At 48.7% G+C, this 25160-nt stretch carries 26 protein-coding genes, 1 tRNA gene and 1 riboswitch; of the genes, 21 read left to right on the top strand and 6 right to left on the bottom strand.

Annotation, left to right across the window (positions count from 1 at the left end; all coding sequences use genetic code 11):
• The 3 genes from EAL2_RS11315 to EAL2_RS11325 all read right to left on the bottom strand — a co-directional run bounded on the left by EAL2_RS11315 (position 1) and on the right by EAL2_RS11325 (position 1982).
• Positions 1-372 (bottom strand): NifB/NifX family molybdenum-iron cluster-binding protein, encoded by a 372-nt coding sequence (locus EAL2_RS11315; protein WP_025436500.1) that lies wholly within the window; start codon positions 370-372, stop codon positions 1-3.
• Positions 369-761, bottom strand: coding sequence for a DUF134 domain-containing protein (locus EAL2_RS11320; protein WP_025436501.1), 393 nt, complete (start codon positions 759-761; stop codon positions 369-371). The genes EAL2_RS11315 and EAL2_RS11320 overlap by 4 nt, the downstream gene beginning before the upstream one ends.
• A gap of 225 nt (positions 762-986) precedes the next feature.
• A complete protein-coding gene (locus EAL2_RS11325; protein WP_025436502.1) occupies positions 987-1982 on the bottom strand; it encodes a YeiH family protein in 996 nt (331 codons plus the stop codon).
• 204 nt (positions 1983-2186) lie between these two features.
• On the opposite strand from EAL2_RS11325, the gene EAL2_RS11330 reads away from it, so the two are divergent.
• The 3 genes from EAL2_RS11330 to EAL2_RS11340 all read left to right on the top strand — a co-directional run bounded on the left by EAL2_RS11330 (position 2187) and on the right by EAL2_RS11340 (position 6318).
• Positions 2187-3053, top strand: coding sequence for a LysR family transcriptional regulator (locus EAL2_RS11330; RefSeq protein WP_025436503.1), 867 nt, complete (start codon positions 2187-2189; stop codon positions 3051-3053).
• Between the two features lie 187 nt (positions 3054-3240).
• On the top strand, positions 3241-4677 hold the full coding sequence (locus EAL2_RS11335; protein ID WP_025436504.1) for a metallophosphoesterase family protein: 1437 nt from the start codon (positions 3241-3243) through the stop codon (positions 4675-4677).
• A 150-nt stretch (positions 4678-4827) separates the two neighbouring features.
• Positions 4828-6318, top strand: coding sequence for a cobyric acid synthase (locus tag EAL2_RS11340; RefSeq protein ID WP_025436505.1), 1491 nt, complete (start codon positions 4828-4830; stop codon positions 6316-6318).
• A 234-nt stretch (positions 6319-6552) separates the two neighbouring features.
• On the opposite strand, the gene EAL2_RS11345 is transcribed toward EAL2_RS11340, so the two are convergent.
• Positions 6553-6945, bottom strand: coding sequence for an ACT domain-containing protein (locus EAL2_RS11345; protein WP_025436506.1), 393 nt, complete (start codon positions 6943-6945; stop codon positions 6553-6555).
• Positions 6946-7181: 236 nt separating this feature from the next.
• Between EAL2_RS11345 and EAL2_RS11350 the strand changes: the two genes are divergently transcribed.
• Positions 7182-7256, top strand: a tRNA-Arg gene (locus tag EAL2_RS11350).
• A 305-nt stretch (positions 7257-7561) separates the two neighbouring features.
• Positions 7562-8857, top strand: a complete 1296-nt coding sequence (locus EAL2_RS11355; RefSeq protein ID WP_025436507.1) for a glutamate-5-semialdehyde dehydrogenase — start codon at positions 7562-7564, stop codon at positions 8855-8857.
• Between the two features lie 93 nt (positions 8858-8950).
• Here the strand turns inward: EAL2_RS11355 and EAL2_RS11360 are convergent, their stop codons facing one another.
• Positions 8951-10393, bottom strand: coding sequence for a phospholipase D-like domain-containing protein (locus EAL2_RS11360; RefSeq protein ID WP_025436508.1), 1443 nt, complete (start codon positions 10391-10393; stop codon positions 8951-8953).
• Between the two features lie 352 nt (positions 10394-10745).
• Here EAL2_RS11360 and EAL2_RS11365 point away from each other — a divergent pair, with 352 nt between their 5' ends.
• Together EAL2_RS11365 and EAL2_RS11370 are read left to right on the top strand one after the other, a co-directional pair.
• Positions 10746-11948, top strand: coding sequence for an ATP-binding protein (locus tag EAL2_RS11365; protein WP_025436509.1), 1203 nt, complete (start codon positions 10746-10748; stop codon positions 11946-11948).
• 89 nt (positions 11949-12037) lie between these two features.
• Positions 12038-12328, top strand: a complete 291-nt coding sequence (locus EAL2_RS11370) for a hypothetical protein (protein WP_025436510.1) — start codon at positions 12038-12040, stop codon at positions 12326-12328.
• Between the two features lie 24 nt (positions 12329-12352).
• On the opposite strand, the gene EAL2_RS11375 is transcribed toward EAL2_RS11370, so the two are convergent.
• Positions 12353-12697, bottom strand: a complete 345-nt coding sequence (locus tag EAL2_RS11375; protein WP_025436511.1) for a hypothetical protein — start codon at positions 12695-12697, stop codon at positions 12353-12355.
• A 278-nt stretch (positions 12698-12975) separates the two neighbouring features.
• Positions 12976-13158: riboswitch (cobalamin riboswitch) on the top strand.
• A gap of 166 nt (positions 13159-13324) precedes the next feature.
• On the opposite strand from EAL2_RS11375, the gene cbiB reads away from it, so the two are divergent.
• From cbiB to EAL2_RS11445, 14 genes are all read left to right on the top strand, one after another.
• Positions 13325-14269 (top strand): adenosylcobinamide-phosphate synthase CbiB, encoded by a 945-nt coding sequence (gene cbiB, locus EAL2_RS11380; protein ID WP_041693243.1) that lies wholly within the window; start codon positions 13325-13327, stop codon positions 14267-14269.
• 100 nt (positions 14270-14369) lie between these two features.
• Positions 14370-15431 (top strand): pyridoxal phosphate-dependent aminotransferase, encoded by a 1062-nt coding sequence (locus tag EAL2_RS11385; protein WP_025436513.1) that lies wholly within the window; start codon positions 14370-14372, stop codon positions 15429-15431.
• 7 nt (positions 15432-15438) lie between these two features.
• Positions 15439-15984: a bifunctional adenosylcobinamide kinase/adenosylcobinamide-phosphate guanylyltransferase gene (cobU, locus tag EAL2_RS11390; protein WP_041693244.1), complete on the top strand. Its 546-nt coding sequence runs from the start codon at positions 15439-15441 to the stop codon at positions 15982-15984.
• 22 nt (positions 15985-16006) lie between these two features.
• Positions 16007-16735: an adenosylcobinamide-GDP ribazoletransferase gene (cobS, locus tag EAL2_RS11395; protein ID WP_025436515.1), complete on the top strand. Its 729-nt coding sequence runs from the start codon at positions 16007-16009 to the stop codon at positions 16733-16735.
• A 119-nt stretch (positions 16736-16854) separates the two neighbouring features.
• The gene (locus tag EAL2_RS11400) at positions 16855-17457 is read left to right on the top strand and encodes a histidine phosphatase family protein (protein ID WP_025436516.1); all 603 of its coding nucleotides are present in this window, start codon (positions 16855-16857) and stop codon (positions 17455-17457) included.
• Positions 17457-18818 carry a cobyrinate a,c-diamide synthase gene (locus EAL2_RS11405; protein ID WP_025436517.1) on the top strand — a complete coding sequence of 454 codons (1362 nt, stop codon included), beginning with the start codon at positions 17457-17459 and terminating at the stop codon, positions 18816-18818. The genes EAL2_RS11400 and EAL2_RS11405 overlap by 1 nt, the downstream gene beginning before the upstream one ends.
• On the top strand, positions 18812-19681 hold the full coding sequence (locus EAL2_RS11410; protein WP_025436518.1) for a GHMP family kinase ATP-binding protein: 870 nt from the start codon (positions 18812-18814) through the stop codon (positions 19679-19681). Before EAL2_RS11405 ends, EAL2_RS11410 begins: the two co-directional genes overlap by 7 nt.
• 12 nt (positions 19682-19693) lie before the next feature.
• Positions 19694-20323: a precorrin-8X methylmutase gene (locus EAL2_RS11415; RefSeq protein WP_025436519.1), complete on the top strand. Its 630-nt coding sequence runs from the start codon at positions 19694-19696 to the stop codon at positions 20321-20323.
• Entirely contained in the window at positions 20324-21445 is a 1122-nt protein-coding gene (cbiD, locus tag EAL2_RS11420; RefSeq protein ID WP_025436520.1) for a cobalt-precorrin-5B (C(1))-methyltransferase CbiD, read from the top strand.
• Positions 21433-22047 carry a precorrin-6y C5,15-methyltransferase (decarboxylating) subunit CbiE gene (cbiE, locus tag EAL2_RS11425; protein ID WP_025436521.1) on the top strand — a complete coding sequence of 205 codons (615 nt, stop codon included), beginning with the start codon at positions 21433-21435 and terminating at the stop codon, positions 22045-22047. Before cbiD ends, cbiE begins: the two co-directional genes overlap by 13 nt.
• A complete protein-coding gene (gene cbiT, locus EAL2_RS11430) occupies positions 22040-22633 on the top strand; it encodes a precorrin-6Y C5,15-methyltransferase (decarboxylating) subunit CbiT (protein ID WP_025436522.1) in 594 nt (197 codons plus the stop codon). The genes cbiE and cbiT overlap by 8 nt, the downstream gene beginning before the upstream one ends.
• A gap of 4 nt (positions 22634-22637) precedes the next feature.
• Complete coding sequence (cobI, locus tag EAL2_RS11435; protein ID WP_025436523.1) at positions 22638-23342, top strand: precorrin-2 C(20)-methyltransferase; 705 nt, start codon at positions 22638-22640, stop codon at positions 23340-23342.
• The gene (gene cobM / locus EAL2_RS11440; protein WP_025436524.1) at positions 23342-24103 is read left to right on the top strand and encodes a precorrin-4 C(11)-methyltransferase; all 762 of its coding nucleotides are present in this window, start codon (positions 23342-23344) and stop codon (positions 24101-24103) included. Before cobI ends, cobM begins: the two co-directional genes overlap by 1 nt.
• Positions 24093-25118 (top strand): cobalt-precorrin 5A hydrolase, encoded by a 1026-nt coding sequence (locus EAL2_RS11445; protein WP_025436525.1) that lies wholly within the window; start codon positions 24093-24095, stop codon positions 25116-25118. The genes cobM and EAL2_RS11445 overlap by 11 nt, the downstream gene beginning before the upstream one ends.
• The last annotated feature ends 42 nt before the right edge of the window (positions 25119-25160 follow it).

Here is a 25160-nt window from a genome sequence, read left to right on the forward strand (position 1 = left end):
CTATTTGCCTCCTTGATGACCGTGGAATCCCGGATGTATATCTACAAGCTCTGATAGTTTTCCTTCAACAAGTGCATTTATGTTGTCCATTATAGAGCCGTCTATTGTCTTGTATATTTTGATGTTTGCAGCTTTGATTGCAACTGCGGCATTTTCTCCACATCTTGGAGTTAGCAGGGCGTCTGCCTTGCTGTCGATTATTGTTTGAGCGGCTTTAACGCCGGCTCCGCCCTGGCTGGCTGCAGCGCTGTTGTCGATAAATTTGCTTTCATTTGTTTCTGTGTCATAGATCAGGAAATAAGGCGCACGGCCAAATGACGGGCATACACCTAAGTCTAGTGATTTTTCGTCTGCTGGAACTGCAATTTTCATTTGGAATCCTCCTTAATGTTATCCGTTGGGTTGTCATTTTTTTGACGCAAGATCTGCCTGCGGCATCCTATACACACGTATGGCTGTTCGCTCTTTTCGCAAAGCTTGTAATCTCCGCCTTCGATTTTAATAATGCTTCCGTTGACAAGAGCATCTGAAAGCTTTTTGCGGGCGTCATTGTATATCTTTTGAACTGTGGTGCGAGCAACATTCATCTGCTCGGCGCACTCCTCCTGCATCAAACCCTCCAAATCAATAAGACGGATGGTCTCATATTCCTCGACCGTCATTATTATGATTTCAAGGTCCGAATCCGGAGAGTTGAGCGGCCCGAACATAGTGCTTTCAGGCAAACAGCAAACCTTTCTCCATTTTCTGGGTCGAGCCATTATAAATTCACCTCGCATAGGTGGAATGTCATACTGAGCAAACGCTTGGTTATTGACATATGCCACTTATTACTTTTATTTTACTCCATATATGGCATATGTCAATAATTATTATAACAATTTATTTATTATAAGCAATTATTTAACAATAAGGGAGGCGGGGAAATGGCTGAGGGCAATAAAAAACCTGACTGGAGTCAGGTTTTTGGTGTAATCGATTATCCATTACCACAGAGATAGCATGTGCTGCGATGCGAGTGATGAAAGCGCAACTGCAAGAGAGCATGCAAGTCCGAGCAGTATTGGCCTTATCCCGTTTTTAGCCATTGCCTTGAAATTGACGTTGAGCCCTATTGCGCTCATAGCTACTATTATAAGGAACTTGCCCGATTGTGCCAGGAATGAGCACAATTCATCAGGCAGCAAGCCAGCAGTCTTGACAACGGATGCTCCGATGAATCCAAGCACAAACCAAGGGAATATTTTCACGAAATTGAATTCTCCTGATTCCTGGCTTTTGCGAGAAACTATAAATGACAGGGTAAGAGTTACTGGTATTATGAGCAATGTGCGGGTGAGTTTGACTATTGTAGCCAGATTGCCGGCTGCGTTGCTGTATGAGTAGCCCGCTGCGACGACTGAAGATGTGTCGTTGATGGCGGTGCCGGCCCATATGCCAAATCCCATGTTGCTCATTTGCATCAAGTGTCCTATCATCGGGAATATAAGGGCGGCTGTTATGTTGAACAGGAATATGGTGGATATGGAGTACGCTATCTCCTTGTCATCCGCCTTTATCACAGGAGCAGTTGCCGCAATTGCCGAGCCACCGCATATGGCTGAGCCAACCCCGATGAGTGTGGCGGTGTTGCCCCTTAGGTTAAGACTCTTTCCCACAAACCAGGCTGTAAGGAATGAAGCGCTTGTAGTGGCGATCATAACAGCTAGCGACTGGCTTCCAACCTTGAAAACGCTGTAGAGGTTCATTTCAAATCCCAGCAGTATTATTGCGTACTGAAGTATTTTTTTGGATGAGTATGCTATGCCGCTTCTGAATTTTTCGGGCCTTTGCCAGCGTGCAAGCAGCATACCCAAAAGCATTCCGAATATCGGAGCGCCTATAAGCGGGAATGTCGAGCCAAGGAAGTACGCCGGCAGTGCGATTGAAAAGGCAAGCAGTATTCCGGGCAGTATTTTTTTTGCGTTATCAAAGATTTTCATTGCGAATCCTCCCTTAAGAGTCCCGATGTGGCGATACTGAGTTTGAATATTAAAGAGTGTTTCAGTAACTGCCTGATGCAGGTCTCTGTTGTCATGTGGTTTGTTGATTCGTATCTCATGAAAAGAATAACATGTGAATTTATATATGTAAAATAGTATAATATTATAAAAAAAATAGGTAAAAGCCTATAGGTGGAGGGGAAAATGGGAACAAGACATCTTAGAATATTCGCGTGCGTGTGCAGTGAAGGCAGCATGTCAGGAGCTGCCAAAAAGCTGTTCATGGCACAGCCGTCTGTTAGCCAGGCGATAATGGAGCTGGAGAGGCACTATGGAGTAGTGCTGTTTGAAAGGCTTGGGCGCAGGCTTTATATTACGGCGGCAGGAAAAAAGCTGCTTGACTACGCGCATCACATAATCAATCTGCAGGAGGAAGTAGAGCGCGAAATGCGCGATATAAGCAGCAAGGGAGCTATAAGAGTTGGAGCAAGTATGACGGTGGGAAGTTGCATACTTTTGGACCTGCTGAAGAGATTCAAGGAGGCAGGCCCTGGCTCCAGTGTTGAGTCTGTGGTTGACAATACAAGCGTAATAGAAGAAATGCTGCTTCTGGACCAGGTCGACATAGGCGTGGTGGAGGGGGCTGTGCACTCTGCCGATTTGACGGTAAAGCCGTTCATGGATGACGAGCTGGTGCTTATATGCCCTTCCTGTCATCCATGGGCAGCAAAAGGCGCAGTAGGCCCAGGTGAACTTGAGAAGGTTGAATTCATAGTGAGGGAGCAGGGCAGCGGCACTCGCGAGCTGTTCGAGTCTGTAATGGCAGCCGAAGGCATAAAGTGGAGGCGTACAGGAGTCTATAACAATGCCGAGACGATAAAAAACGCCGTAGCCTCCGGGCTTGGGGTTTCTGTTGTATCAAAAATGGCAGTGGAGAGGGAGCTTGAAAGTGGAATGCTTGTATCTGTAAAAATAAGAGACATAAGCTTCAAGCGCAAGTTCAGCATAGTGTACCACAAGAATAAATTCATATCTGAAGCTATGAAGCTTTTCATGCAGGAGTGCATATAAGGCTCTAAGCGAGTTTAAAGATTAGGATTTCTGCATTCTGGGAATTTAGAGCGCAACAGAAAAGAATTCGCAGAGCTATTGTCATTGATATGGAACAAGAGTTAAAATTTGCTGTATACTTAATATGTAGCAGTTTGTTTATATTTTAAAGTACAGGGCATAAGTTGTGCCTGGGGGGATTCCGAGCATGATTAGTCAGCAGAATAAATTGAAATTAAAGAGAATTCTAATAGCTCTTGTGATACTATTTACTGCAGTAGCAGGCGGGATATTTTCAATCTGGAAATTTGGCGGCATGAGCATACAGGCGCAGGGGCTTGTTTTTACAGCACAGATAGTTCCATCTCAGCACGGACAGACAGTTCTGGCGATTCCTCCTTTTGGCGAGGTTGTCGCCAATACACACAGAGGGCCAACAGAAATAAGGGTCAATCTTGAAAGAATTGAAACCAACGGATTTACAGCCACGCTCGGGAAAATGCCCAGTGCAGAGAAATATGTTTCCGATGTTAAAAATGATTTTTCGATGCAGATAAAGCTATTCTATCTAAGGCAGTTTCTTGTGGGAGTGCTGGGGGCGCTTATCGTTCTTGTTTTGATTTGGAGGCTCAGACCGCTTAGAATACTCAAATTTTCGCTGGCGGTGGGAATTGTCCTAGCGGCTTTTCTTGCATCCAGCCTTTACAATTACGATTATCATGCTTTCAGCGAACCGGAGTTTAGGGGAACAATGAAGATGGCGCCCAAGGTAATGGAATTTGTTGGCGACACCCTGTCCGATTTTGAAAAGCTCAAGGGACAGACGAACGTTGTGGTTGGCAACATAAAAGAGCTTTTTGCCGGAGTCGAGGACCTGGCAGGACTCAACCATCCGGACAGGCAAAACGGCAGCGTAGTTGTGCTTCTTGTGAGCGATCTCCACACTAATCCTGTGGGCGTAGAGTTCATGAGGACAATTGTAAATAGGTTTGGAGTAGACATGCTTATTAATGCCGGCGATTTAAGTGACGCAGGATCAATGCCTGAAGCGACACTAATTTCGGAGATCGAAGGTCTGGGAATTCCGCAGGTGCTCGTTTCGGGCAACCACGATACACTGGAAATAATGGAGCTGTTTGCCGAATCGACAAACATACAGGTTGCCGACAGGGAATGGCTTGAAGTGATGGGCCTTAGTGTGTTTGGCTGGCCTGACAATCTGGGTGATACCCAGGAGGTCGAATATGCGGACGATGCAGCGAAGAAGGCGGCCCTTGATAAACAGGCAGAGGATATCCGTGCCGCTGTGACGCAGCAGGGCATGCCTGACATACTTGTAGTACACAATGAAAGCGTGGCCATCAAGTCGGCTGATTTGGCGCCGCTCGTTGTCACAGGGCACACGCACAGTGCAAAGCTTTACAGCAAGGACGGACATGTTGTGATTAATCCTGGTACTGTGGGAGCCGCGGGGTTCAGAGGACTATATTCAAAATCCAATGTGCCTTATTCAGCGGCCATAGTCTACTACAAGCCCGGTGTGGGGCCGATTTCATGCGACATGATACAGTATAATCCTGAATCAAGACAGTTTCTGCTTGAGCGTCAGGTGATTGCAGAGCCGGCCGAAAATCCGGAGCAGTGATGAATTGCAAGTCAGCGTTGAGCGTCATTAAGTAGAGGGCGCAGATGATTGACAAGAAGTTCGGGCTTTCTTATAATTAGTTCCAAGCATACAAAAAAGCATTAAAATGCACATACTAGGGTATGTGCATTTTTTACGGGGGATGGATAAATGGCAAAGAGCATTATGTTTCAGGGAACGGGCTCGAGCGTAGGCAAGAGCATAATATGCGCGGCGATGTGCAGAATACTCCATCAGGACGGTTTCAAGACGGCGCCCTTCAAAGCTCAGAACATGGCGCTAAACTCCTTCATAACGAGGGACGGCGGCGAGATGGGCAGGGCTCAGGTGGTCCAGGCGGAGGCTGCAGGGATAGAGCCCATGGTCGAGATGAATCCGGTGCTGCTTAAGCCTACAAGCCACGTAGGGAGCCAGATAATAGTAAACGGCAGGGTCCACTCGAACATGAAGGCGGGTGAGTATTACGAAAGGAAGGCCTTCCTGAGGGAAGCTGTCATGAATTCCTACAGTAAGCTGGATTCAATGTTCGATGTGATAGTCCTTGAAGGCGCTGGCAGCCCGGCTGAAATAAACCTTCGAGAGAATGACATAGTCAACATGGGAATGGCGGAGATGTCCGACTCGCCGGTGGTTCTGGTGGGCGACATTGACAAGGGCGGAGTTTTTGCGGCCATATATGGCACGTACATGCTGCTCGAGCCGAAGGAGAGGGCGAGAATAAAGGGATACATAATAAACAAGTTCAGGGGCGATGTGGAGCTTTTAAAGCCCGGCATAGACATGTTCAGGGAGAGGCTCGATCTGCCGTGTCTGGGTGTTGTACCATACATGGACATCAACATAGACGACGAGGACAGCGTGAGCGAGAGGTTGAGGATCAGGAGCGGAGGCGGTCTCAAGATTGGAGTAGTGAGGCTTCCATACATGTCCAACTTCACGGATTTTACGCCGCTTGAATTCGAAAGCGGTGTGAGCGTGTCGTATGCAAGCGTTCCGGATGAGCTCAGGGACTCGGATCTTGTCATAATACCCGGCAGCAAGAACACAATACACGACATGAAATGGGTATTCAACTCGGGCATGGACAGGGCGATATACAGCCTTCACAGACAGGGCGTGCCTGTTATAGGAATATGCGGAGGCTACCAGATTCTAGGCATGGAGATACTGGACCCAGACGGCGTGGAATCATCGGAGCCAAGGATAAACGGCCTCGGCCTCCTTGATTCGGTGACGGTCATGCAGGGAGAGAAAAGGACGATTCAGTCAAAGGGAACGATAAGCTGCGAAAGAGGAATGCTTGAAGGACTCAAAGGACTTCAGGTTGAAGGCTATGAGATACATATGGGCAGCACTAGTATTTCGGAGGGGGAAAAACAGGCGATAGGGCTTGAGGATGGCATGGGCGACGGCGCTATAAGCGCTGACGGAAGCGTTTTCGGCACCTACCTGCACGGCATATTCGAAAACGACGCTTTCAGAGGAGCTCTGCTCTTAAACATAAGAAGCATCAGGGGAATAGAGCAGGAGGAATCGGAACTTAGCTATCAGCAGCTTAAGGAGCTCGAGTACGACAAGCTAGCAGATGGGGTCAGAAAAAGCCTGGACATGCAGGCTGTAATGAACATAATAGGGCTGTAAAGGCGAAGAATGTTGCATTATCTATGCCGATTTCAGTCTGGAAAGAAGCAAGTAGCAATATGCATTTAGAAAATCTAATGAAATTTTTAAAGGAGCTGTCTCAAGCTATTTTATGAGAGCAGCTCCTATATTTATGTGCAGACCATTTCACCCTACTAGATTAAATGCCCTTAAAAAGATAGTAGGCAATCAATTCCCAGCAAAAGCATTTTCATATACTTCAACCTCCGGATATTATTCGCTTATAATGTTATACCCATTTGCCGACAATACCTCAATTGCTTTGTTTGTTTTCTCGTCCTTTATCAGAATGTAGTCGGTATCGTATGTAGATATTGCGAATATACTTATGCCGCTGCCAGCCAGAACGGAGCTAATTGAGGAGAGTATTCCAATCAGCGAAAAGTCAAGCGGTCCCTCGACCTTCAGGATCCTCCAGCCCGGTTCGCATTTTATTCCGCCTGGAACGTTCTCCTGGGGGCATACAATAGAAAGCTCCTCGGCTGTCTTTGTGATTGAAAAGAATGATCCGTAGCTTGCCCACTCGGGAATGGGCTCACTGGCTTCAAGTCTGCAGACTGCAAAGCTTTCATTCAGTAGTTTCATGGTAAGTACTACATTTGACATTATCATCATCATCCTTTCTGCATTAATAACTATATAATCATTATGCTTGAACTAAGATACAACTTTCAAGCCGGTTATCCCAATAATTTATAGATTACCAAGACTAGGCTGCATACCGAAAATCACTCGAAAGAATGGTTAAATAGAGTCAAAAAATAAACACAATCTGCCCCAAAGTGTGGTATCATATGTAATAGTATAGTCATTGTAGCCGTGTATTCGGCGCCGACTCACATGCAGACGTAGCTAAGCGGATATAGCGGCGGCCTCCGAAGCCGCAGGCGTGGGTTCGACCCCCACCGTTTGCACCAATAAAGTTATACAAAGAAAGGCTCTGACGAATTTAAGTTGTTAGAGTCTTTTTTATTTTGCCCGTTGTTTTTGTTATATCCGTTGATGTCATTTGCTCAGCTGTTAATTATATAGGAAGTGTTCAATATAAAGGCATGCAATATAGTTCTTGGGTGAGAATACTATGAAATGGAAATTAGTAGCGTTGGTTGCGTACTTCGTATAAAATGTGTAAAATTAAGTAATAAGTAAATTCCATCAGGGCAAAGTAAACGAATTCACATAGAGACTAAACACCTTTAGAAAATAAGGAGGATGTATATATATGACAATTATAGAACGTGCCAAGGCTGCAAAGCGTGCTTCCATAAGGCTGGCTGCGCTGGACTCAGCAACGAAGGACAAGGCCCTTGAGGCCATAGCCATCAGGCTCGAGGAACGAAAGAGTGAGATTATAGCAGCCAACGACAAGGACTATGCCCGCAGCATTGAAGAAAAACTCGATGGACCCCTTCTGAAGCGTCTTCGCTTCGATGAGGAGAAGCTCTCAGGAGTCATCGATGGAATCCGCAGCCTCAAGAAGCTGGCTGACCCTGTTGGCCAGACTAAGCTGGCCACGCAGCTGGATAATGGACTGGACCTTTACCGCGTAAGCTGTCCAATCGGCGTCATAGGCATCATATTCGAATCGCGTCCTGACGCCCTTGTTCAGATATCTACACTTTGTCTAAAGAGCGGGAACAGCGTGCTTTTGAAGGGTGGCTCCGAAGCTGCCAACACAAATAGGATTTTGGCGGACATAATTAGAGAAGCTTCCGTAGAGGCTGGTTTGCCTGAGGGTTGGATACAGCTTATAGAGACCCGTTCGGACGTAAATGAGATGTTCAAGCTCAGTGACGATATCGATTTGCTTATACCAAGGGGATCAAACGCCTTCGTCAAGTACATCATGGACAATTCGAACATCCCGGTACTTGGACACGCGGACGGCGTATGCCATATATATCTTCACGAGGATGCGGACGAGACTAAAATCGAACCGATTATTGTCGATGCCAAGACACAGTATGTGGCGGCCTGCAACACTGTAGAGACCCTGCTCGTCAACGAGAGCGCTGCAAAGCGCTTTCTGCCAATTGTGAAGGCAGCTCTTGAGGCGAAGCAGGTGGAGCTTGTCGGCTGCGAGAAGACACGAGCTATAATCGACATCGGCGAGGCGACTGAGGAAGACTGGAGTACTGAGTACGTCGATTACAAACTGTCGATTAAGGTTGTCTCAGGCCTTGATGAGGCCATCGACCATATCAACACCTACGGATCAAGCCATACTGATGCCATAATTACAGAGGACGAGGAAGTGGCCAGAAAATTCATGGCTCTTGTGGATTCGGCCAACGTATTCTGGAACTGTTCGACGCGCTTTAGCGACGGCTTCCGTTACGGCTTCGGGGCAGAGGTCGGCATAAGCACCAGCAAGATCCACGCCAGAGGCCCTGTGGGCTTGGACGGACTGATGATCTACAAGTACAAGCTTATAGGCCACGGCCAGACAGTCAATGATTTCAACTCTGGGAAACTGACATATAAGCATACAGCATTGGGCCAGAATTGCCCGCTTTAGAGCAGCGATAAATATAGATAACCAAAACAAAAGCGTTGCCAATGAGATTGCTCAAGGCAGCGCTTCTATTTTGTGGGTGTACTATTGCAGAAATCAGAACGTGCATAGTCCTGTTTTTTCTTGAAATCTGTATATAAGCACTTTCCAAAGGCTGTCATCCTGATATTCTGAAAAATCTGCGGTGTAAGTCCCATTCTGATTTTCCCAGATACGGTCAAAATACTCTTCAAAGTCAAGTGCCAGCGGATCTTTTTCTTTTACGGTCACCATCAGATCGGTTTCCAGATTATAATTGTCAAGGTTCCTGCGTGTATAGTTGGCAGAGCCGCCAATTAGAACAACCTGTTTTTTTGTGTGTATTGTAATCACTTTGGTGTGGAACTGCTCTCCGTGAGTCATGTACCAGCGCACCTGGATTTTACCCTTCGATTCCTTGAGAAGCTCAGAAGCCACCTGCCTGTTTGGAATCCCGTTCTTTTCAAATCCAAAGGCATCCTTGTTGGGATCCAGAATTATTCTGATATTTGCGCCACGTTCGGCGGCAAGCAGCAGCTGCTTTATAATATCCCTGTGGGAGAGGTAAAACATCCCAATGTCGATGCGGTCTCCATTTCCCGTACTTTTGATATTCTCAAGGATCTTATCCTTGATTTTCTTCTCCGTCAGAATCCTAACCTCCGCACCCTTTCGAGCCGGCGAAGCAGGAGCGCTGTATTCTATGTCTTTAAGGTTTGCTCCGGAAAATTCAGCTACTGCCTTTTCTGCCTCAAGCAGATGGCTCACTGCATCTCCGCTGAACTGAAATGCAATATTTGAATGGTAGGAACTGCCATCATGAGGATTTGAAGAACTGACCATGCCCGAATCCTCTGTGATTAGAACCTTGCGGTGGTTTGCCTTGAAGTTGAGGAGCCTCAGGTAATTTCCAATGCTTACATCCGGGCCATTATCGCCGAAGGGATTCTTCAACCAGCCTCTTTTTCCGGGAGCGAAATGCTTGAAATATGTTCTGAAGTAACCTGCATACAAGGGATTGGAGTCTCGCACCTTGCTGGAATCTGTGACGATGACATTAATCCCGCTCTTTTCCATCTGACGGAACTGTTCGTTCAGAGCGGGTCCGTAGCTGTTGTTGATTTCATCCGTTATCAGATACGCTTTTAAATCAGGATGCTTCTGCTTTTGAGCTATCATTGTGGCGGTTAATTTCTGCGTCGAGTTTGGGAAGCTGATTTTTTCCAAGTTGTAGTAGTCGTTGTACAGGAATATATCCGCCACGACAAAGTCCTCTGCTTCCTCGATCATTTTTATCTGCTCGGCAAGTATTCTTTGCTCATGGATCAATTCCTCATCTTTCAAATAGGTTAGATCGTAAAGCAGCCGGATGTCTGATACGGAGGAGGGAGGGCTTATATAGGAAGTGCCCTTTGGCATTTTTGTGTTCCAGCCAAAAAACAGTGGAACAGCCAGCGCAGCAATTATAAGAAATAATATTATGTTTTTTCTTTTGTAAGCGCCCCAACGTTTTGTTTTCATAGAATGCTCCTTTTCTCTGTAATCTTGAATTCTATAGTAGCATAGCCTTCTGACTATATCCATAATTATTCTGAATAGAGTCCTCATAAAAATATATAGTGTGCATAAAAAAGGGTTGCAAGGCAGCATGAAAACCCTGAGCCAGATTTCTGCATCCAGGGCGGACCGGATCATATTCCTTATGGACAGGATTATACATGACGAGCTTGAATTGTGGAAATACTAGACCCGAAAGGGTTTTTGTTTTATAATCGAAAAAAACGTTGAATAAAAAAGTTTTTCGATTATACTAGAAAAATTAATGTTTAAGCACGTAAATTTCGAGTATAATCGATATTAAGAGGTGAGTGCTGTGAAAAAACGAGATCAATATTTAAATCAACTCATAAATTTTAAGGATAAGCCGCTCATTAAGGTGATTACGGGCATTCGCCGCTGTGGCAAATCGACGCTGCTTACGCTGTTCGAAGAATACCTCATGGGCAAGGGAGTGCATGAAGACCAAATAATCCGCATGAATTTCGAGTCTTTACAATTTGACGACATAACCACTTATAAGGAACTATATTTACATGTCAAAGAAAGAATTGCAAGTAATCGTGAAAAGCACTATATTCTTCTCGACGAAGTACAGCAAGTGGAGCTTTGGGAAAAAGCAATAAACTCTTTTCTTGTTGACTACAATGTAGATGTTTATATTACAGGATCAAATGCATACCTGTTATCGTCAGAGCTATCAACATTACTTTCCGGACGCTATGTGGAAATCAAAATGCAGCCCCTATCATTCAAAGAATATCTTGACTTCAACGGTTATGAAGAAACCGACGACATCAATGATCTATTCGAAGATTATCTGGAATACGGAGGCTTGCCGACTGTAGTAGAACTTAAGGAGTTGCCGGATACCATAGCACCCTTTCTTTCGGGTATATACAACACTGTGATAATGAAGGATGTCATACAAAGAAACAATGTAAGAGATCCGGCATTGCTGGAAAGTGTTCTAAAATTCATAGCAGCCAATGTAGGGAGCATAGTTTCTACAAAAAAAATAAGTGACTACCTGACTAGCAGCGGAAGAAAAACCACAAGTGACACAATCGATAATTACCTGAAAATGCTTGAAAATGCATTCATAATTTACCGGGCAAATCGTTATGACCTCAAGGGAAAGTTGTTTCTCAAGACATATGAAAAATACTATGTAGTTGACACGGGCATTCGTAATCAGCTTACAGGTCTTAGAAACACCGACTATGGTCATATCCTGGAAAACATAGTTTATTTTGAGTTGCTGCGACGAGGATTTTCTGTTTCAATCGGAAAGATTGGAAATTTAGAGGTTGATTTTGTTGCAACCAAAGCAGACAAAAAAATATACTACCAGGTATCTGCGAGTATAATGGATAAGGATACACGAGAACGAGAACTACGTCCATTGCGGGAAATTAGCGATAACTACGAAAAAGTGATTCTCACAATGGATAGGACAATTTACAGCGATTTTGAAGGAATAAAAAATATCAATATAATTGATTTTTTGACTGAATGAATAATATACTTGCAATTGGCTTATGCTTTATTTATTTTTCGGTAGGGGTGAGTTGTTATATCTCCCCAAGTCATCTGGAGGGGTGTCATATGACGAGACTGACAAGGAAATTGCCCGGCAAAGAGGGGCATGAAGGCTATGTTGTTGAGAAGGAGAAAATAATAAATACTCCTGAAGGATATTCGGGAGAAGCGGTGGAGAAACTGGCCAGGTTCGAAAATTTCTATGATGAGCTGGTGGCGAGTCAGGAGGAAATATCGAGGGAGCTGGAAATGCTCAGAAATGAAGGCAAGGAGAAGTCCGTCAGGTTCAGGGAGTTGTTTGGGAAGAAGCTCATGAACAACAACACACTGATAATGCTCAAGTACTATAAAATATGAGAGCACAAATAGGCACGGCTTTATTTACCTTTTGGGATTTTCGCCCAAAATTGCCTGAAGTTCAGCCATCTGCCGTGGACCTATGTGCAGGGAGCATTTGGCTATGTCATCCATGGTCACTCTGTCAAGCGGCATTGCGGCAACTTCTCCATGCGGATGATGCTCGAGCTGGTCGTAGTAGACAATGGGTATGAGCTCTTTTTCGAGAGCGGCAAAGTCTATGTCTGCAAACCTGGGCTCGCAGTATAGCCATTTGGATTTGGACCTGTCATAATATACGTCCTGTATGAAACCGCGCGCTTTCACGCGGCAGTATATGCGCGGTGTTGATAATCTGTAATCGTGGGCTGATAGTAGAGTCTGCTTCATGGTTTCAACCTCCAATGGTAGTCCTTATCACTCTATATGATTAAGCAGACAATGCGTCCATAGCTTTGGTTATTATTTCTCATATATCATGTTTTTATAATGATACCACTTTTAGTCCAATTATCTCAAAAAATATATGTCCAGGCCAAACAAGCCGCAAAATTCTAATGAAATATGAGCATTTTCGGCATTTTATCCTTAAGGGTATCCAGGGCGGAGCGCTTTGATTGACAAAAGCCCCGACATTTTCTATAATTAAACTTGCAGCATAAAAATTGAAAACATTTGAATCTCAAGGTGCTCGAGCAATCGAGCTAAGAGGGAAAGAGGTGAGATTCCTCTACAGCCCCCGCTACTGTAAACAGGGATGAAACCCCAATGAGCCACCATTAATCCATGGGAAGGCAGGGGGAGTAAGGAGAACTGTAAGTCAGGAGACCTGCCTTGAAGATGATATACAGATAGCTTCGGAGGGAAGTGTACTGGCTTTTTTGAATTTGATTCATATTGAATTTTTTGAATGCACATACCTTTTTTGTATGTGCATTTTTTGATTAAATAAAAAATAAAAAGGAGCAATCCATGGGTATATCCAATACGCAAATCATAAATAATGGGGCGATAATCATGGCTCTGGCTGTAGCTCTCGATTTTCTCCTGGGGGATCCTCACTCGTGGCCGCATCCAATTATTTTCATAGGCAGAATGATTGGACGTTATGAAAAGCTTATAAGAAGGCAGACTTGGGTCTCCCTGAGGCTAGGGGGATTTTTTCTGGCAGGGCTTTCGGTGGCCATGGTGGCTGCCACGGTCAGTTTGATTCTGCACGTGGCGGGACTTGTAAGCCCGTGGCTAGAATTTGGGATTTCTGCATATCTCATATACACATCGCTGGCGGCCAAGTGCCTAAGGGACGAGGCCATCAAGGTGTATGATTCTCTAAAAAGCTCGGGTATAGATGAATCGAGGAGGCTGTTGTCATACCTTGTCGGCAGGGACACGCAGAGTCTGGATGAGAAGGGCGTTGCAAGGGCTGTTGTTGAGACTGTGGCTGAGAACACAATAGACGGAGTGCTTGCGCCGATGCTTTACCTGCTGCTTGGATTCCTGTTTGGATTCCCTGTGCAGGCTGTTTTCATATACAAGACTGTCAACACGCTCGATTCCATGGTGGGGTATATTCAGGAACCATACCGGGAAATAGGCTTTGCATCGGCAAAGCTGGACGACTTGCTCAATTACATGCCGGCCAGAATGGGGAGCGTGGTAATGCTGCTTTCAGGGCTGCTGCTGGGGTATGACTTCAAAAACGGTGCAAGGATACTCATTAGAGACAGGAAAAACCACAAGAGCCCCAACTGCGCTTATCCCGAGGCGGCCGCAGCCGGGCTTCTTGGGATAAGACTGGGCGGAACAAACACGTATTTCGGGCAGACTCTCGTAAAGCCCACGATAGGCGACGCGGAAAGGGACATAGAGCCTGAGGATATAATGAGAACCTGCAACATCATGTATGCATCCCAGGCGATTGCAAGCGTGCTGTGTATAGCCGCACTTATATTTGTGAAATAGCGGGAAGTTTGAACAGCCAGGAACTTTCTGCAGAGATAAAATTAAATTGATGGTTTGCGGATTGATAGCGCAAGCATAAATAATAATTTTGGAGGCAATCATGAACAAGCACGGAGGATATAAGGGAAATGTTGCCGGGATAATCGACTTTAGCGTAAACATAAACCATCTGGGTATACCGGCAAGGGCGGCCGGGAAGCTCAAAGATGCCATAGAGGGTCTTGGAAGATATCCCGAGATAGATGGAGCGTCAATGTGCGCTTACATAGAGGAGAGGCTCAAGGCTCCAAGGGGCAGCGTAATACTTGGCAACGGAGGAATAGAGCTTATATATCTGTTTGCAAGGGCGCTTAGGCCAAGCAAGGCGATAGTAGTGCAGCCTACATTCAATGAGTATAAGAGGGCTTTTGAAATGAACGGCTGCGACGTCATAGATTTTATAACGCACGCTCGCGACGCCTTCGTTCCAGACATGGAAAAGCTCGCTGCCATGGTGAGAAGTGAAAGGCCGGATGCGGTAGCGCTCTGCAGCCCCAATAATCCAACTGGCGTACAAACAGATCCAGGCAAGGCAGCAGGCCTTCTGGAAGCAGTAAAAGATGTGGGTGCGAGTCTTCTTATAGACGAGTCGTTCATAGATTATAGCGGCGGAGCGTCGTTCCTCGACGCTATAGGTAAGTATCCGGTTTTCATAGTCAGGTCCATGACAAAATTTTATGCGATTCCCGGATTGCGCCTGGGGTATTGCATAGGAAACGCGGGTATAATTAATAAGATAAAGCAGCATAAGGAGCCATGGAGCGTCAATTCGCTTTCGCTTTCAATAATACCAGAGCTTTTCGAGGACGAGGAGTTTGCAGACAGGACTTTGGATGAAGCAAGACGCGGAAAGGCTGCGCTGCTTGAGGCGCTCGGCGCGATAGATGGCATAGAGGTATATCCGCCGCAGGCAAATTTTGTGCTCTGCAGGCTTGAGAGAGGAACTGGAGACATGCTCAATGAGTATCTTATAAGACAAGGCTATTTTATAAGGACCTGCACTGACTTTTGCGGGCTCGGGGATGAGTACGTCAGGATTGCAGTGAGAAGCGCGGCTGAGAACCGCTCGCTTGCAGGGCATATCAGGCAGTATATGGAAGGCGTGGAGGTGCAACTTGGGTAAGCTTACAATGGTAACAGGGGGCGCAAGAAGTGGCAAAAGCGGTTTTGCGCAGAGGCTTGCGGAAAGCTCCGGCGGCAGGGTCATGTATATAGCAACGGCGGTGCCCTTTGACGAAGGCATGAGGGACAGGATTAAAAAGCACCGGGAAGGAAGGCCTGCGCATTGGGATACAAGGGAGATGCACAGGGACTTTGCAAGGCTTGGGCTTGACGCTGAATTAGAGTTGGCAGGCGCTGTGCTTGTGGACTGCATTACGGTGATGGTGACAAATCTTATGATTGAAAGCGGGCTGGATTTTGACTGCTGCCCGCATGAGGATATAGACAGGCTCGAGGAGGAGATTAGAGGCCAGGTGGACGAGATGCTTGGAACTCTGTCGGGATCCGGCAAGGACGTGATAGTCGTCACCAACGAGGTGGGAATGGGACTCGTACCAGCATACAGGATGGGCAACATTTTTAGGGACATAGCTGGAAGGATAAACCAAAGCATAGCGGCCGAGGCTGACGAAGTGCACTTCATGGTATCGGGCATCAGTATGAAAATCAAGTAGAGAATCGGCTGGGAGGAATAGAATGAAGGGATTTTTGCTCATGATGTCTTTCTTCACGAGGCTGCCGGTTAGGTATAATCATGAATTCAGACAGGATGACTTTATAAAAGGAATAAAATACACGCCCGCCGTAGGAGTGATTCTAGGCATAATCATGTGGGGCGCGTATAGGGCGCTTCTTTGGATGGATGCTCCGATAATGTCGGCGCTGCTAGTGCTTGCATATATTTGGCTCACAGGCGGCCTCCACATAGACGGGCTTTCAGACACGTGCGACGGCATATTCAGTTCAAGGAGCAGGGAGAGGGCTCTTGAGATAATGAAGGACAGCCGCGTGGGCGCATTCGGCGTGATAGCAATAATAATGATAATAGCTCTTTATCTGATACTGTTTTGTTACATCGAGTATGCGATATTCCTAATGCCTGTGATTGGCAGATGCTGCGGGGTGATATCCTGCATGAGGGGCGAGTATGTCAGGGAAGACGGTATGGGCAAGGCATTCGTTGAAAACTGCGGTCCTTTTGAAATAGGGATAGCAGCCATAGTGCCGCTTGCGCTCGGCTTGTATTTCTATGGATGGCCTGTGGCAATTGCGGTGCTGGCATCATACGCCTTTACAATAGCGCAGACTGCCTGGATAAGGGGCAAACTCGGAGGTGCCACGGGCGACACCATAGGCTTTTCGATAGAGACATCGCAGGCGTTTTTTATGTTTGCGGCGTACTCTGTAGGGATGCTGATTAAGTGATTTTGACACCACATATTGACTATTAACGCTATAGCCGAAGCAGCGCAGGCACTTGGTATGTTTTGCAGATTGAAACTCGACACTTTGATATTAGCTGAAGGAAATGAGAGGAAGATTATATGAGACTCATATTGGTAAGGCATGTGCAGACTGTGGCAAATGCGGAAAACAGGATATACGGCAGGCTTGACTCGGATTTCACAGGGGAGGGCCTGGCTCAGCTCGAATGGCTAAGGCGCGAGCTTGCGCACGAACGAGTTGATGCAGTGTTTTCAAGTCCCATGTCAAGGGCGCTTTCAGTAGCTAAGGAGATGAGCAAAACCTTGCAGCTTGGAACTGAAACCATACAGGTCAGAGACGAGCTTTCAGAGATGGATTTTGGGATTTTTGAGGGCTTAACATACGAAGAGGCGATGCAGAGGCATCCGGTAGAGTGGGAGAGCTACTGCGAAAGCTGCATGGAATACAAGATACCGGGAGGAGAGAGCTTTGCCGAATTCGAGCGCAGAATCGGAGAATTTATTGAATCACTAGAGGATGACGACTCTACTGTACTCATTGTGACGCACGGAGGAGTCGTGCAGAGCATTATGACGAGGCTGCTCGGTTTTGCCAGTGAGCAGAGGTGGCATTTCAGGGTGAGGCCGGCGAGCATTGTTGAAATAGAGACTGCGCAGGGTTACGGGATACTAAACAGGCTGATATGGCCGCGGGAGGAATAATGAAAAGAGTTGTAATAGCAGGGGCTTCAAGCGGGGTTGGCAAGACTACTATAACGGCGGCGATAATGGCGGCGCTCACAAGAAGAGGCAGGAGAGTGGCTCCGTTCAAGGTGGGCCCTGACTATATAGACCCCCAGTTCCACAGGCGGGCTTGCGGGAGGGCTTCGAGCAACCTGGACTGCCACATGCTGGGCGAGGCTGAAACGGTGTTCCTGCTCCAAAGAGGGCTTAAAGGCCATGACATTGGCATCATAGAAGGCGTAATGGGACTCTTTGACGGAGGAGGGGAAGACGGGCAGAGCGGCTCGACTGCCGAGCTTGCAAGGATAACAAAGACCCCCATAGTTCTTATAATAGACGGTAGGGGAGTTTCAACGAGCGCAGCCGCAACCGTGCTGGGTTTTGTGAAGTTCAGAAATGACATAGAGATAAAGGGTGTCATAGTCAACGGAGTTTCAGGCAGGAAGCACTATGAGCTTATAAAGGAGGCCGTTGAGGAGCATGTGGGTGTAAGCTGCATTGGCTACATGTGCCAGAGCGAAGGAGTATCTCTAAAAAGCAGGCATCTGGGGCTTGTGCAGGCGGACGAGGTGGAGTCGCTGGGCTCTCTTATAGAGAGCCTCGCTGACATGGCTGAGGAGACGATAGACCTGGCCAGGCTTGAAAGCATAGCAGAAGAGGCCGCGGAGCTGCCTCAGGAGAAGGATCCTTTCGAGGCTTCAAAGGGCATGCTTGAAGGGCTAAGCATTGCATACGCCTGTGACGAGGCATTCAGTTTCTACTACAATGACAATCTGCTGCTGCTGCAGGAGCTGGGCGCAAACCTTGTGCCCTTCAGCCCCATAAGGGACGAGAGGCTCCCGGAAGGAGCGGAGGCGCTCTACATTGGGGGAGGCTACCCCGAGGTGTTTGCCAAGAGTCTAGAAGAGAATGCACTCATGCGAAGCCACATAAGGGAACGGCTGGAGGGCGGAATGCCGGCCTATGCCGAATGCGGAGGCCTAATGTATCTTACGGCGGGAATATGCGGACTTGGCGGTGAATGGAGCGATATGGCGGGCTTCTTCCCGGGAAGAGCGATAATGAGCGGAAAGCTGCAGCGCTTTGGATATGTGAAGGTCTGCGCGAGAGAAGAGGTTTGCACCATAGGCCACGAGTTCCACAGGTCGTATGTCGAGGGGATGGAGGGAGTAGAGACTCTCTACAGCATAAAGAGGACTTCGGGCGGGGACAAGACATGGAGCTGCGGATACGTCAGAAACAACGTTCTGGCAGGATACCCCCATATCCATTTCTACAGCAGCCCCGAGTTTACAATGCAGATAATGAACTTGCTGAAGGGCGAGGGCAGGGCGTGGTAACGGCGACATGCCCGGCATCCTGCGGAGAGCTGCTGCAAGGCTACATTGAGGGGGGTGAAAAGCTCATCTCCCTCCCCATAGACCTCTACACCAGGGTGACTCTCACTGAAGCGACTAGTCCAATAAGGGAAAGCCGACTTTGCAAATCATACGCAGCGGTGGAGGCCACGCTTGAGCATCTTGGCTACAGAGCCGGCGATGCCGATGGTCTCACCCTCACTGTTGAATCCCAAGTGCCAAGGGGCAAGGGCATGGCGAGCAGCACAGCGGACATTGCAGCATCCGCAGTTGCAGCAGCCGCTTATGCAGGGCGCAGCCTTTCGGAAATGGAGTTGGCAGCCATATGCGCCTCAATAGAGCCTACAGACAGCACAATCTTCAGAAGGGTTACGCTGTTTGACCACGTCAAGGGGAGGGCGGCAAGAAGCTACGGCGAATTCCCGGGCTGCAATGTAATGGTGCTCGAGGGAAGGGGTTGCATTGACACGCTTGAATTCCACAAATTAAAAAGCAGGGAGCTCATAGCGCAAGGCGAACGAGAAATGAAAAAGGCGCTTTTACTGTTCGAGGAGGGCATGGCCTCGGGCGACCTTGGAAAAATAGGGCAGTCGGCCACAATAAGCGCGATTGAGCGGGAAAAGGTGCTCAAGAAACCTGGGCTTGAGTGGATAATAGAAACAGCACTGAAGCTGGGGGCTTATGGTGTAAACGCTGCTCACAGCGGAAGCGTTCTTGGAATACTATGCGGAAGTGGTTTTGACTCTGAAAAGTTCGAGGCTCTGTTTTGGAATCAGAGGTTTTCAGACGACTACTGCTGCATAAGGAGCCACAGAGTGGCACAGGGCGGAGCCTTCATAATATAAAGAGGTGATTGTATGGACTTTGTAAAGGATCCAAGGCTCATTGAGCAGGGGAGCTTCGAGATAATATCAAGAGAACTGGGAGAGCGCGGATTCGGCCATATAGAAGGCAATATCATCAAAAGGATAATACACACGACAGCCGATTTTGAATACGCCGACATAACGCAGCTGCATCCTCAGGCCATTGAGGCCGGCATGAGGGCATTAGGCTCGGGCTGCAAGATATACACGGACACGCAGATGATAATGTCGGGCATAAACAAAAGAAAGCTAGGCGAGCTTGGGGGCAGCATAGTCAATATGGTGCATGAGCCCGAAGCGGCAAGTATTGCGTCAAGCGAAGGCATCACAAGGTCGATGGCAGCAATGAGAATGGCGGCGGGCGACGAGAGCATAAAGATATTCGCCATAGGCAACGCTCCCACAGCTCTTTTTACGCTAAAGAGCCTCATAGAGGAGGGCATAGTAAGGCCTGAGCTCGTAATAGGCGTGCCTGTGGGATTCGTGGGCGCTGCAGAGTCCAAGGAGGAGATAAAAAAAGCCGGCGTGCCCTACATCGTAACGAGGGGCAGAAAGGGCGGGAGCACAGTGGCAGCAGCAATAGTAAACGCGCTGCTCTACAGCATGCCGGAGAAATTATAGATGGAAAGGTACATAGAAAAAGGCGGCAAGAGGCTCAGGTACGGCTACACGACAGGCACATGCGCGGCGGCTGCAGCAAAGGCCAGCGCGCTTTTGCTGTTTGGAGGACAAAGGAGTGAGGCCGTAGACATAGACACGCCCAAGGGCTGGAGAGTGGGCGTGCAGATATTCGAGCTGCAGATGGAAGGCTGCGATGCTGCCGTATGCTGCGCTGTAAAGGATTCGGGCGACGATCCGGACATGACAAGCGGCATGAGGATTTACGCGAGAGTAGAGAGGGCGAAAGCGCCCGGAATAAGGCTCGAAGGCGGCAGGGGCATAGGCAGGGTGACAAGGCCCGGGCTTTCCGTAGCTCCGGGCGAAGCCGCCATAAACCCTGTGCCCAGGAGGATGATTGAAAGCGAGGTGGCGGCCGTTCTGCCGGAGGGAGAGGGAGCCACAGTCACGATTTTTGCTCCCGAGGGCGAGGAGGTTGCCAGGCGGACTTTCAATCCGAAGCTAGGTATAGAGGGCGGCATATCGATAATAGGCACGAGCGGGATAGTTGAGCCTATGAGCGAGGAGGCAATAAAAGAATCACTAAGACTCGAGCTGTCTGTGCTGCGAAGCAGCGGAGCCCATACAGCCGTGTTCTCTCCGGGCAACTACGGCCGCGATTTTTGCATTCAAAACGGCATAGGCGAGAAGCTGCTAATAAAGACTAGCAACTATGCGGGCTACATGCTTTGCGAGGCCGAAAAGCTGGGCTTTAGGGAAATTCTGTGGGTAGGCCACATAGGCAAGCTGGTAAAGCTGGCGGCGGGCATATTCAACATGCACAGCTCCTGCGGGGACGCGAGGCTCGAGACGCTTGCGGCCTACGCGGCGCTAGTTGGAGCCGGAAGGGACACCGTCGGACTCATACTTTCGAGCAACACGGCCGAGGAGGCCACCGAGCACATATGCGATGCCGGGCTCGAGGAGGCATTTGCCGAGGTGGCCAGCCGGGCAAGTGCGAGGTGCAGAGAGCACTGCGGCGGAAATATCAAGGTGGGAACAGTGCTCTTTTCACAGGGTAGAGGCCTTTTGGCCATGTGCGATAGTGCAAGGTGGATCATGGAGGAGCAGGGATGGAGAGGATAAACGTGCTGGGCATGGGGCCGGGACACAGAGACTACGTGCTGCCAATAAGTACGAGGCTAATAGAAGAATCAGACGTAATCGTATCGAGCGCCAGGCTTTTGCAGGGTCTTGAGCTGGAAGGCAAGGAAGTGTACAGGATCGGCAGTCTGACTGAGGCGATAGAATACATAAAGTGTAAAAGGCACATGCAAATAGCTGTGCTGGTATCCGGCGACAGCTGCTTTTTCAGCATGCTATCACTCCTGCGCAGGCATTTTGAGAGCGAGGAGCTTAATGTCGTGCCGGGCATAGGCTCGCTGCAGTACATGTTCTCAAGGCTTGGGATGAGCTGGAGCGAGGCCTTCATGGGCAGCGTTCACGGCAGGGAGCTGGACTTTGCGGAGCTTGCATTGCGATACAAGGCCGTCGGTCTCCTGACAGACGGCAAATGGAATCCACAGGCCATAGCTAAGGCGCTTGTTGAGAAAGGGCTGGGTGAAAAGACAATGTATATAGGAGAGAACCTTTCCTACGAAAACGAGAAGATAAGCCGCGTCAGGGCGCATGAAGCCGCCCACTCAGGCAGCCATGACATGTGCGTGGTGGTGATTTGCGATGAGTAACGCTTGGAGCTGCATTACAGGCGGCATACCCGACTCCATGTTTGAAAGAGGCCAGGTGCCAATGACTAAGGAGGAGGTGCGCAGCGTCGCCCTATCAAAGCTCAGGCTCCATTCCGACAGCACGGTAGTTGACATAGGGGCCGGAACGGGCTCGGTATCCATAGAGGCGGCTCTCGTGTGCAAAAGCGGCATTGTGCATGCCATAGACAAAAGCGAAGAGGCCGCAAGGCTGATAGAGGCAAACGCCAGGAGATTCGGCGTCAAGAACATAAATATTATAAAAGGCACTGCCCCCGAAGCGCTTGATTCGCTAGGCATGGTCGACAGGGTTTTCATAGGCGGCAGCACGGGCAGGCTCGAGCAGATATTCTCATGGATGGAAGCGGTCCTTCAAAAGGGCGGAAGGGTGGCGGCCAACTTCATAACGATTGAGAACGCAGCGCTCATGATAAGGCTGCTAGAGGAGTATGGGTACAGCGGAATAGACATAGTGCACATTGGCGTTTCAAGAGGCAGGCGGCTTGGAAGCCAGACAATGATGAACGCTGAAAACGGAATATACATAATATCTGCAGACTGGATGTGATGTTTTGAAGGGAAAACTTTACGCGGTGGGAGTGGGCCCCGGCGATCCGGAGCTCCTGACACTAAAGGCCGCAAGGGTGCTGTCGCAGGTGGATGCGGTAGTGTGCCCAAGCAGCGCAAAAGGGAAAAGCAGCTTTGCGCTTGAAATCGCAAGGATACACATAGGAAAAGACGCGCAGATAATTGAGATGACATTCCCCATGGAGTACGAAGAGGGGTTAATGGAAAGCTGCTGGAGGGAATGCGCAAGCGGCATAGACAAGCTGCTCGAACAGGGCATGGATGTGGCATTCATAACTCTGGGCGACCCGATGCTCTACAGCACCTACATTAACATGATGGGCTATCTCGGGGAGCCGGGAGCTGCCGAAATAATCCCGGGGGTGAACTCCTTCAGCCTGGCCGCGGCCAGGACTCGAGTGCCGCTTGCCATGGGCGAGCAGACGCTTTCAATAGTGCCGCTTGGGAAAAATGAAAACCGTATCGAATGCGCCCTCGAGTCGGCTGATAATATTGTTATAATGAAGCCATCTGCGCTTTCGGGGCAGCTGGCCCGGGAGTTTTCAAGCAGAGGCCTTGAAGGCAGCTTCGTTCTCGCGTCAATGTGCGGCACGCAGAGCGAAGAGATTTCAAGAGACATAGAGAGGCTTTCAGCCAAAAGGGTGCCGTACCTTTCAACAATAATAGTAAAAAAGGGCGGGATAAAATGATGGGCAAGGTGCATTTCATAGGAGCAGGTCCCGGGGATCCGGAGCTTCTCACAATAAAGGGCAAAAGGCTGCTTGAGGAAGCAGACGTTATAATATACGCAGGCTCTCTTGTGAATCCGCAGCTGCTTGAAGCGGCAAAGCCCGGCTGCAGCATATACGACAGCGCGGGCATGACGCTTGAGCAGGTAATAGAGACGATGCGGGAAGCGGCAGGCGGGGGCATGAGCATTGCCAGGCTGCACACGGGCGATCCTAGCATATACGGAGCCATAAGGGAGCAAATAGACGAGCTTGACAGGCTGGGCATAGAGTGCGAGGTTGTGCCGGGAGTCAGCTCTTTCACGGCGTCGGCGGCAGCTCTCAAAAAAGAGTTCACGCTGCCCGATATCTCGCAGACTGTAATATGCACAAGGCTAGAAGGCAGGACACCCGTGCCTGAAAGCGAGAGCCTTGAGAGTCTGGCGTCGCACAGGGCGTCAATGGCAATATTCCTCTCGGTGCACATGATAGACGAGGTGGCTAGAAGGCTTATTCCGCACTACGGAGAAAGTGCTCCGGTGGCCATAGTGCAAAAGGCCAGCTGGAGCGACCAGAAGATAGTCACGGGCACGCTCTCGAATATAGCAAAGAAGGCCAGGGAGGCTGGAATAGAAAAGACAGCCCAGATACTCGTGGGCGAATTTCTTGGAGACGAGTATTCGCGCTCGAAGCTCTACGACCCTGACTTTTCGCATGGTTACAGAGGCGGCAATGAGAAATAAGGCTTGGGCCGCAATCGCCCTTACAAGAAGCGGGATAATTCAGGCAAGGCGGCTTAGGGAAGAGATAAGCGGGCTCACCGTGTATGCCATGCCCAGGCTCTGCACAGACCGGGAAAAACCCATAGACCGGCCGATTGCAGAGTTTGCGGGAGAAATGTTTTGCAGATATGACACGATAATTTTCATAACGGCCTGCGGCATAGCGGTAAGAGCTATTGCGCCGCATCTGCGCTCGAAAAGCTCCGACCCCGGCGTGCTTGTAATGGACGAGCAGGGTGGCTTTGTCATAAGCCTGCTTTCTGGACACATCGGCGGGGCCAACGACGCAGCCAGGCTTGTGGAAAAGCTCACTGGCGCAAGGGCCATCATCACAACGGCATCAGACGCAGGCGGCAAAATAGCTGTCGATACGCTGGCAGGAAGGCTGGGCTGCGCAATAGACAGCCTCGAGGATGCAAAGCGGGTAACTGCGCTAATAGTAAATGGCGAAACGGTGGCAATAGACTCGAGAAGAGACATAAAAGTGGAGCTTCCGGAAAGTATAGTCTCCTACAGGGAAGGCTGCGGCGCAGCCGGTATAATAAGAGTCACAAACAGGGTCCCGGAGCCGGCAAATTTGCCGTGCGCATATCTCATAGAAAAAAGCACTGTAATAGGAATAGGCTGCAGGCGCGGGACGGGCGCCAAGCAGATACAGGAGCTTATTGACAGGGAGCTTGAGCGCCTGGGTATTGACAGGCGCAGCATAAAAAAGCTTGCAAGCATAGACATAAAAAGCGACGAGCAGGGAATACTAAAGGCGGCTGAGCACTACGGCGCTCAGGCCTGCTTCATAGACAAGGAGCGTATTTTGGCCGTTGAAGGCGACTTTGCAGAGTCTGGCTTTGTGAGGGCTTCCGTTGGAGTGGGAGGAGTCTGCGAGCCCTGCGGCTTCATAGCTTCCGGTGGCGGAAGGATGCTCCTTGGCAAGACGACTGCCAACGGCGTGGCTATATCCGTATGGGAGGAAGTATAAACCGGTGTTTTCGGGGTATGTGTCTAGGCATGTACGATTTGC

Source organism: Peptoclostridium acidaminophilum DSM 3953 (genome assembly GCF_000597865.1).
Taxonomy (GTDB): domain Bacteria; phylum Bacillota; class Clostridia; order Peptostreptococcales; family Peptostreptococcaceae; genus Peptoclostridium_A; species Peptoclostridium_A acidaminophilum.

Excerpts from the sequence above, each read along its gene's own strand:
- EAL2_RS11315 (WP_025436500.1), bottom strand. The coding sequence starts at position 372 with ATGAAAATTGCAGTTCCAGCAGACGAAAAATCACTAGACTTAGGTGTA.
- EAL2_RS11320 (WP_025436501.1), bottom strand. The coding sequence starts at position 761 with ATGGCTCGACCCAGAAAATGGAGAAAGGTTTGCTGTTTGCCTGAAAGC.
- EAL2_RS11325 (WP_025436502.1), bottom strand. The coding sequence starts at position 1,982 with ATGAAAATCTTTGATAACGCAAAAAAAATACTGCCCGGAATACTGCTT.
- EAL2_RS11330 (WP_025436503.1), top strand. The coding sequence starts at position 2,187 with ATGGGAACAAGACATCTTAGAATATTCGCGTGCGTGTGCAGTGAAGGC.
- EAL2_RS11335 (WP_025436504.1), top strand. The coding sequence starts at position 3,241 with ATGATTAGTCAGCAGAATAAATTGAAATTAAAGAGAATTCTAATAGCT.
- EAL2_RS11340 (WP_025436505.1), top strand. The coding sequence starts at position 4,828 with ATGGCAAAGAGCATTATGTTTCAGGGAACGGGCTCGAGCGTAGGCAAG.
- EAL2_RS11345 (WP_025436506.1), bottom strand. The coding sequence starts at position 6,945 with ATGTCAAATGTAGTACTTACCATGAAACTACTGAATGAAAGCTTTGCA.
- EAL2_RS11355 (WP_025436507.1), top strand. The coding sequence starts at position 7,562 with ATGACAATTATAGAACGTGCCAAGGCTGCAAAGCGTGCTTCCATAAGG.
- EAL2_RS11360 (WP_025436508.1), bottom strand. The coding sequence starts at position 10,393 with ATGAAAACAAAACGTTGGGGCGCTTACAAAAGAAAAAACATAATATTA.
- EAL2_RS11370 (WP_025436510.1), top strand. The coding sequence starts at position 12,038 with ATGACGAGACTGACAAGGAAATTGCCCGGCAAAGAGGGGCATGAAGGC.
- EAL2_RS11375 (WP_025436511.1), bottom strand. The coding sequence starts at position 12,697 with ATGAAGCAGACTCTACTATCAGCCCACGATTACAGATTATCAACACCG.
- cbiB (WP_041693243.1), top strand. The coding sequence starts at position 13,325 with ATGGCTCTGGCTGTAGCTCTCGATTTTCTCCTGGGGGATCCTCACTCG.
- EAL2_RS11385 (WP_025436513.1), top strand. The coding sequence starts at position 14,370 with ATGAACAAGCACGGAGGATATAAGGGAAATGTTGCCGGGATAATCGAC.
- cobU (WP_041693244.1), top strand. The coding sequence starts at position 15,439 with ATGGTAACAGGGGGCGCAAGAAGTGGCAAAAGCGGTTTTGCGCAGAGG.
- cobS (WP_025436515.1), top strand. The coding sequence starts at position 16,007 with ATGAAGGGATTTTTGCTCATGATGTCTTTCTTCACGAGGCTGCCGGTT.
- EAL2_RS11400 (WP_025436516.1), top strand. The coding sequence starts at position 16,855 with ATGAGACTCATATTGGTAAGGCATGTGCAGACTGTGGCAAATGCGGAA.
- EAL2_RS11405 (WP_025436517.1), top strand. The coding sequence starts at position 17,457 with ATGAAAAGAGTTGTAATAGCAGGGGCTTCAAGCGGGGTTGGCAAGACT.
- EAL2_RS11415 (WP_025436519.1), top strand. The coding sequence starts at position 19,694 with ATGGACTTTGTAAAGGATCCAAGGCTCATTGAGCAGGGGAGCTTCGAG.
- cbiD (WP_025436520.1), top strand. The coding sequence starts at position 20,324 with ATGGAAAGGTACATAGAAAAAGGCGGCAAGAGGCTCAGGTACGGCTAC.
- cbiE (WP_025436521.1), top strand. The coding sequence starts at position 21,433 with ATGGAGAGGATAAACGTGCTGGGCATGGGGCCGGGACACAGAGACTAC.
- cbiT (WP_025436522.1), top strand. The coding sequence starts at position 22,040 with ATGAGTAACGCTTGGAGCTGCATTACAGGCGGCATACCCGACTCCATG.
- cobM (WP_025436524.1), top strand. The coding sequence starts at position 23,342 with ATGGGCAAGGTGCATTTCATAGGAGCAGGTCCCGGGGATCCGGAGCTT.
- EAL2_RS11445 (WP_025436525.1), top strand. The coding sequence starts at position 24,093 with ATGAGAAATAAGGCTTGGGCCGCAATCGCCCTTACAAGAAGCGGGATA.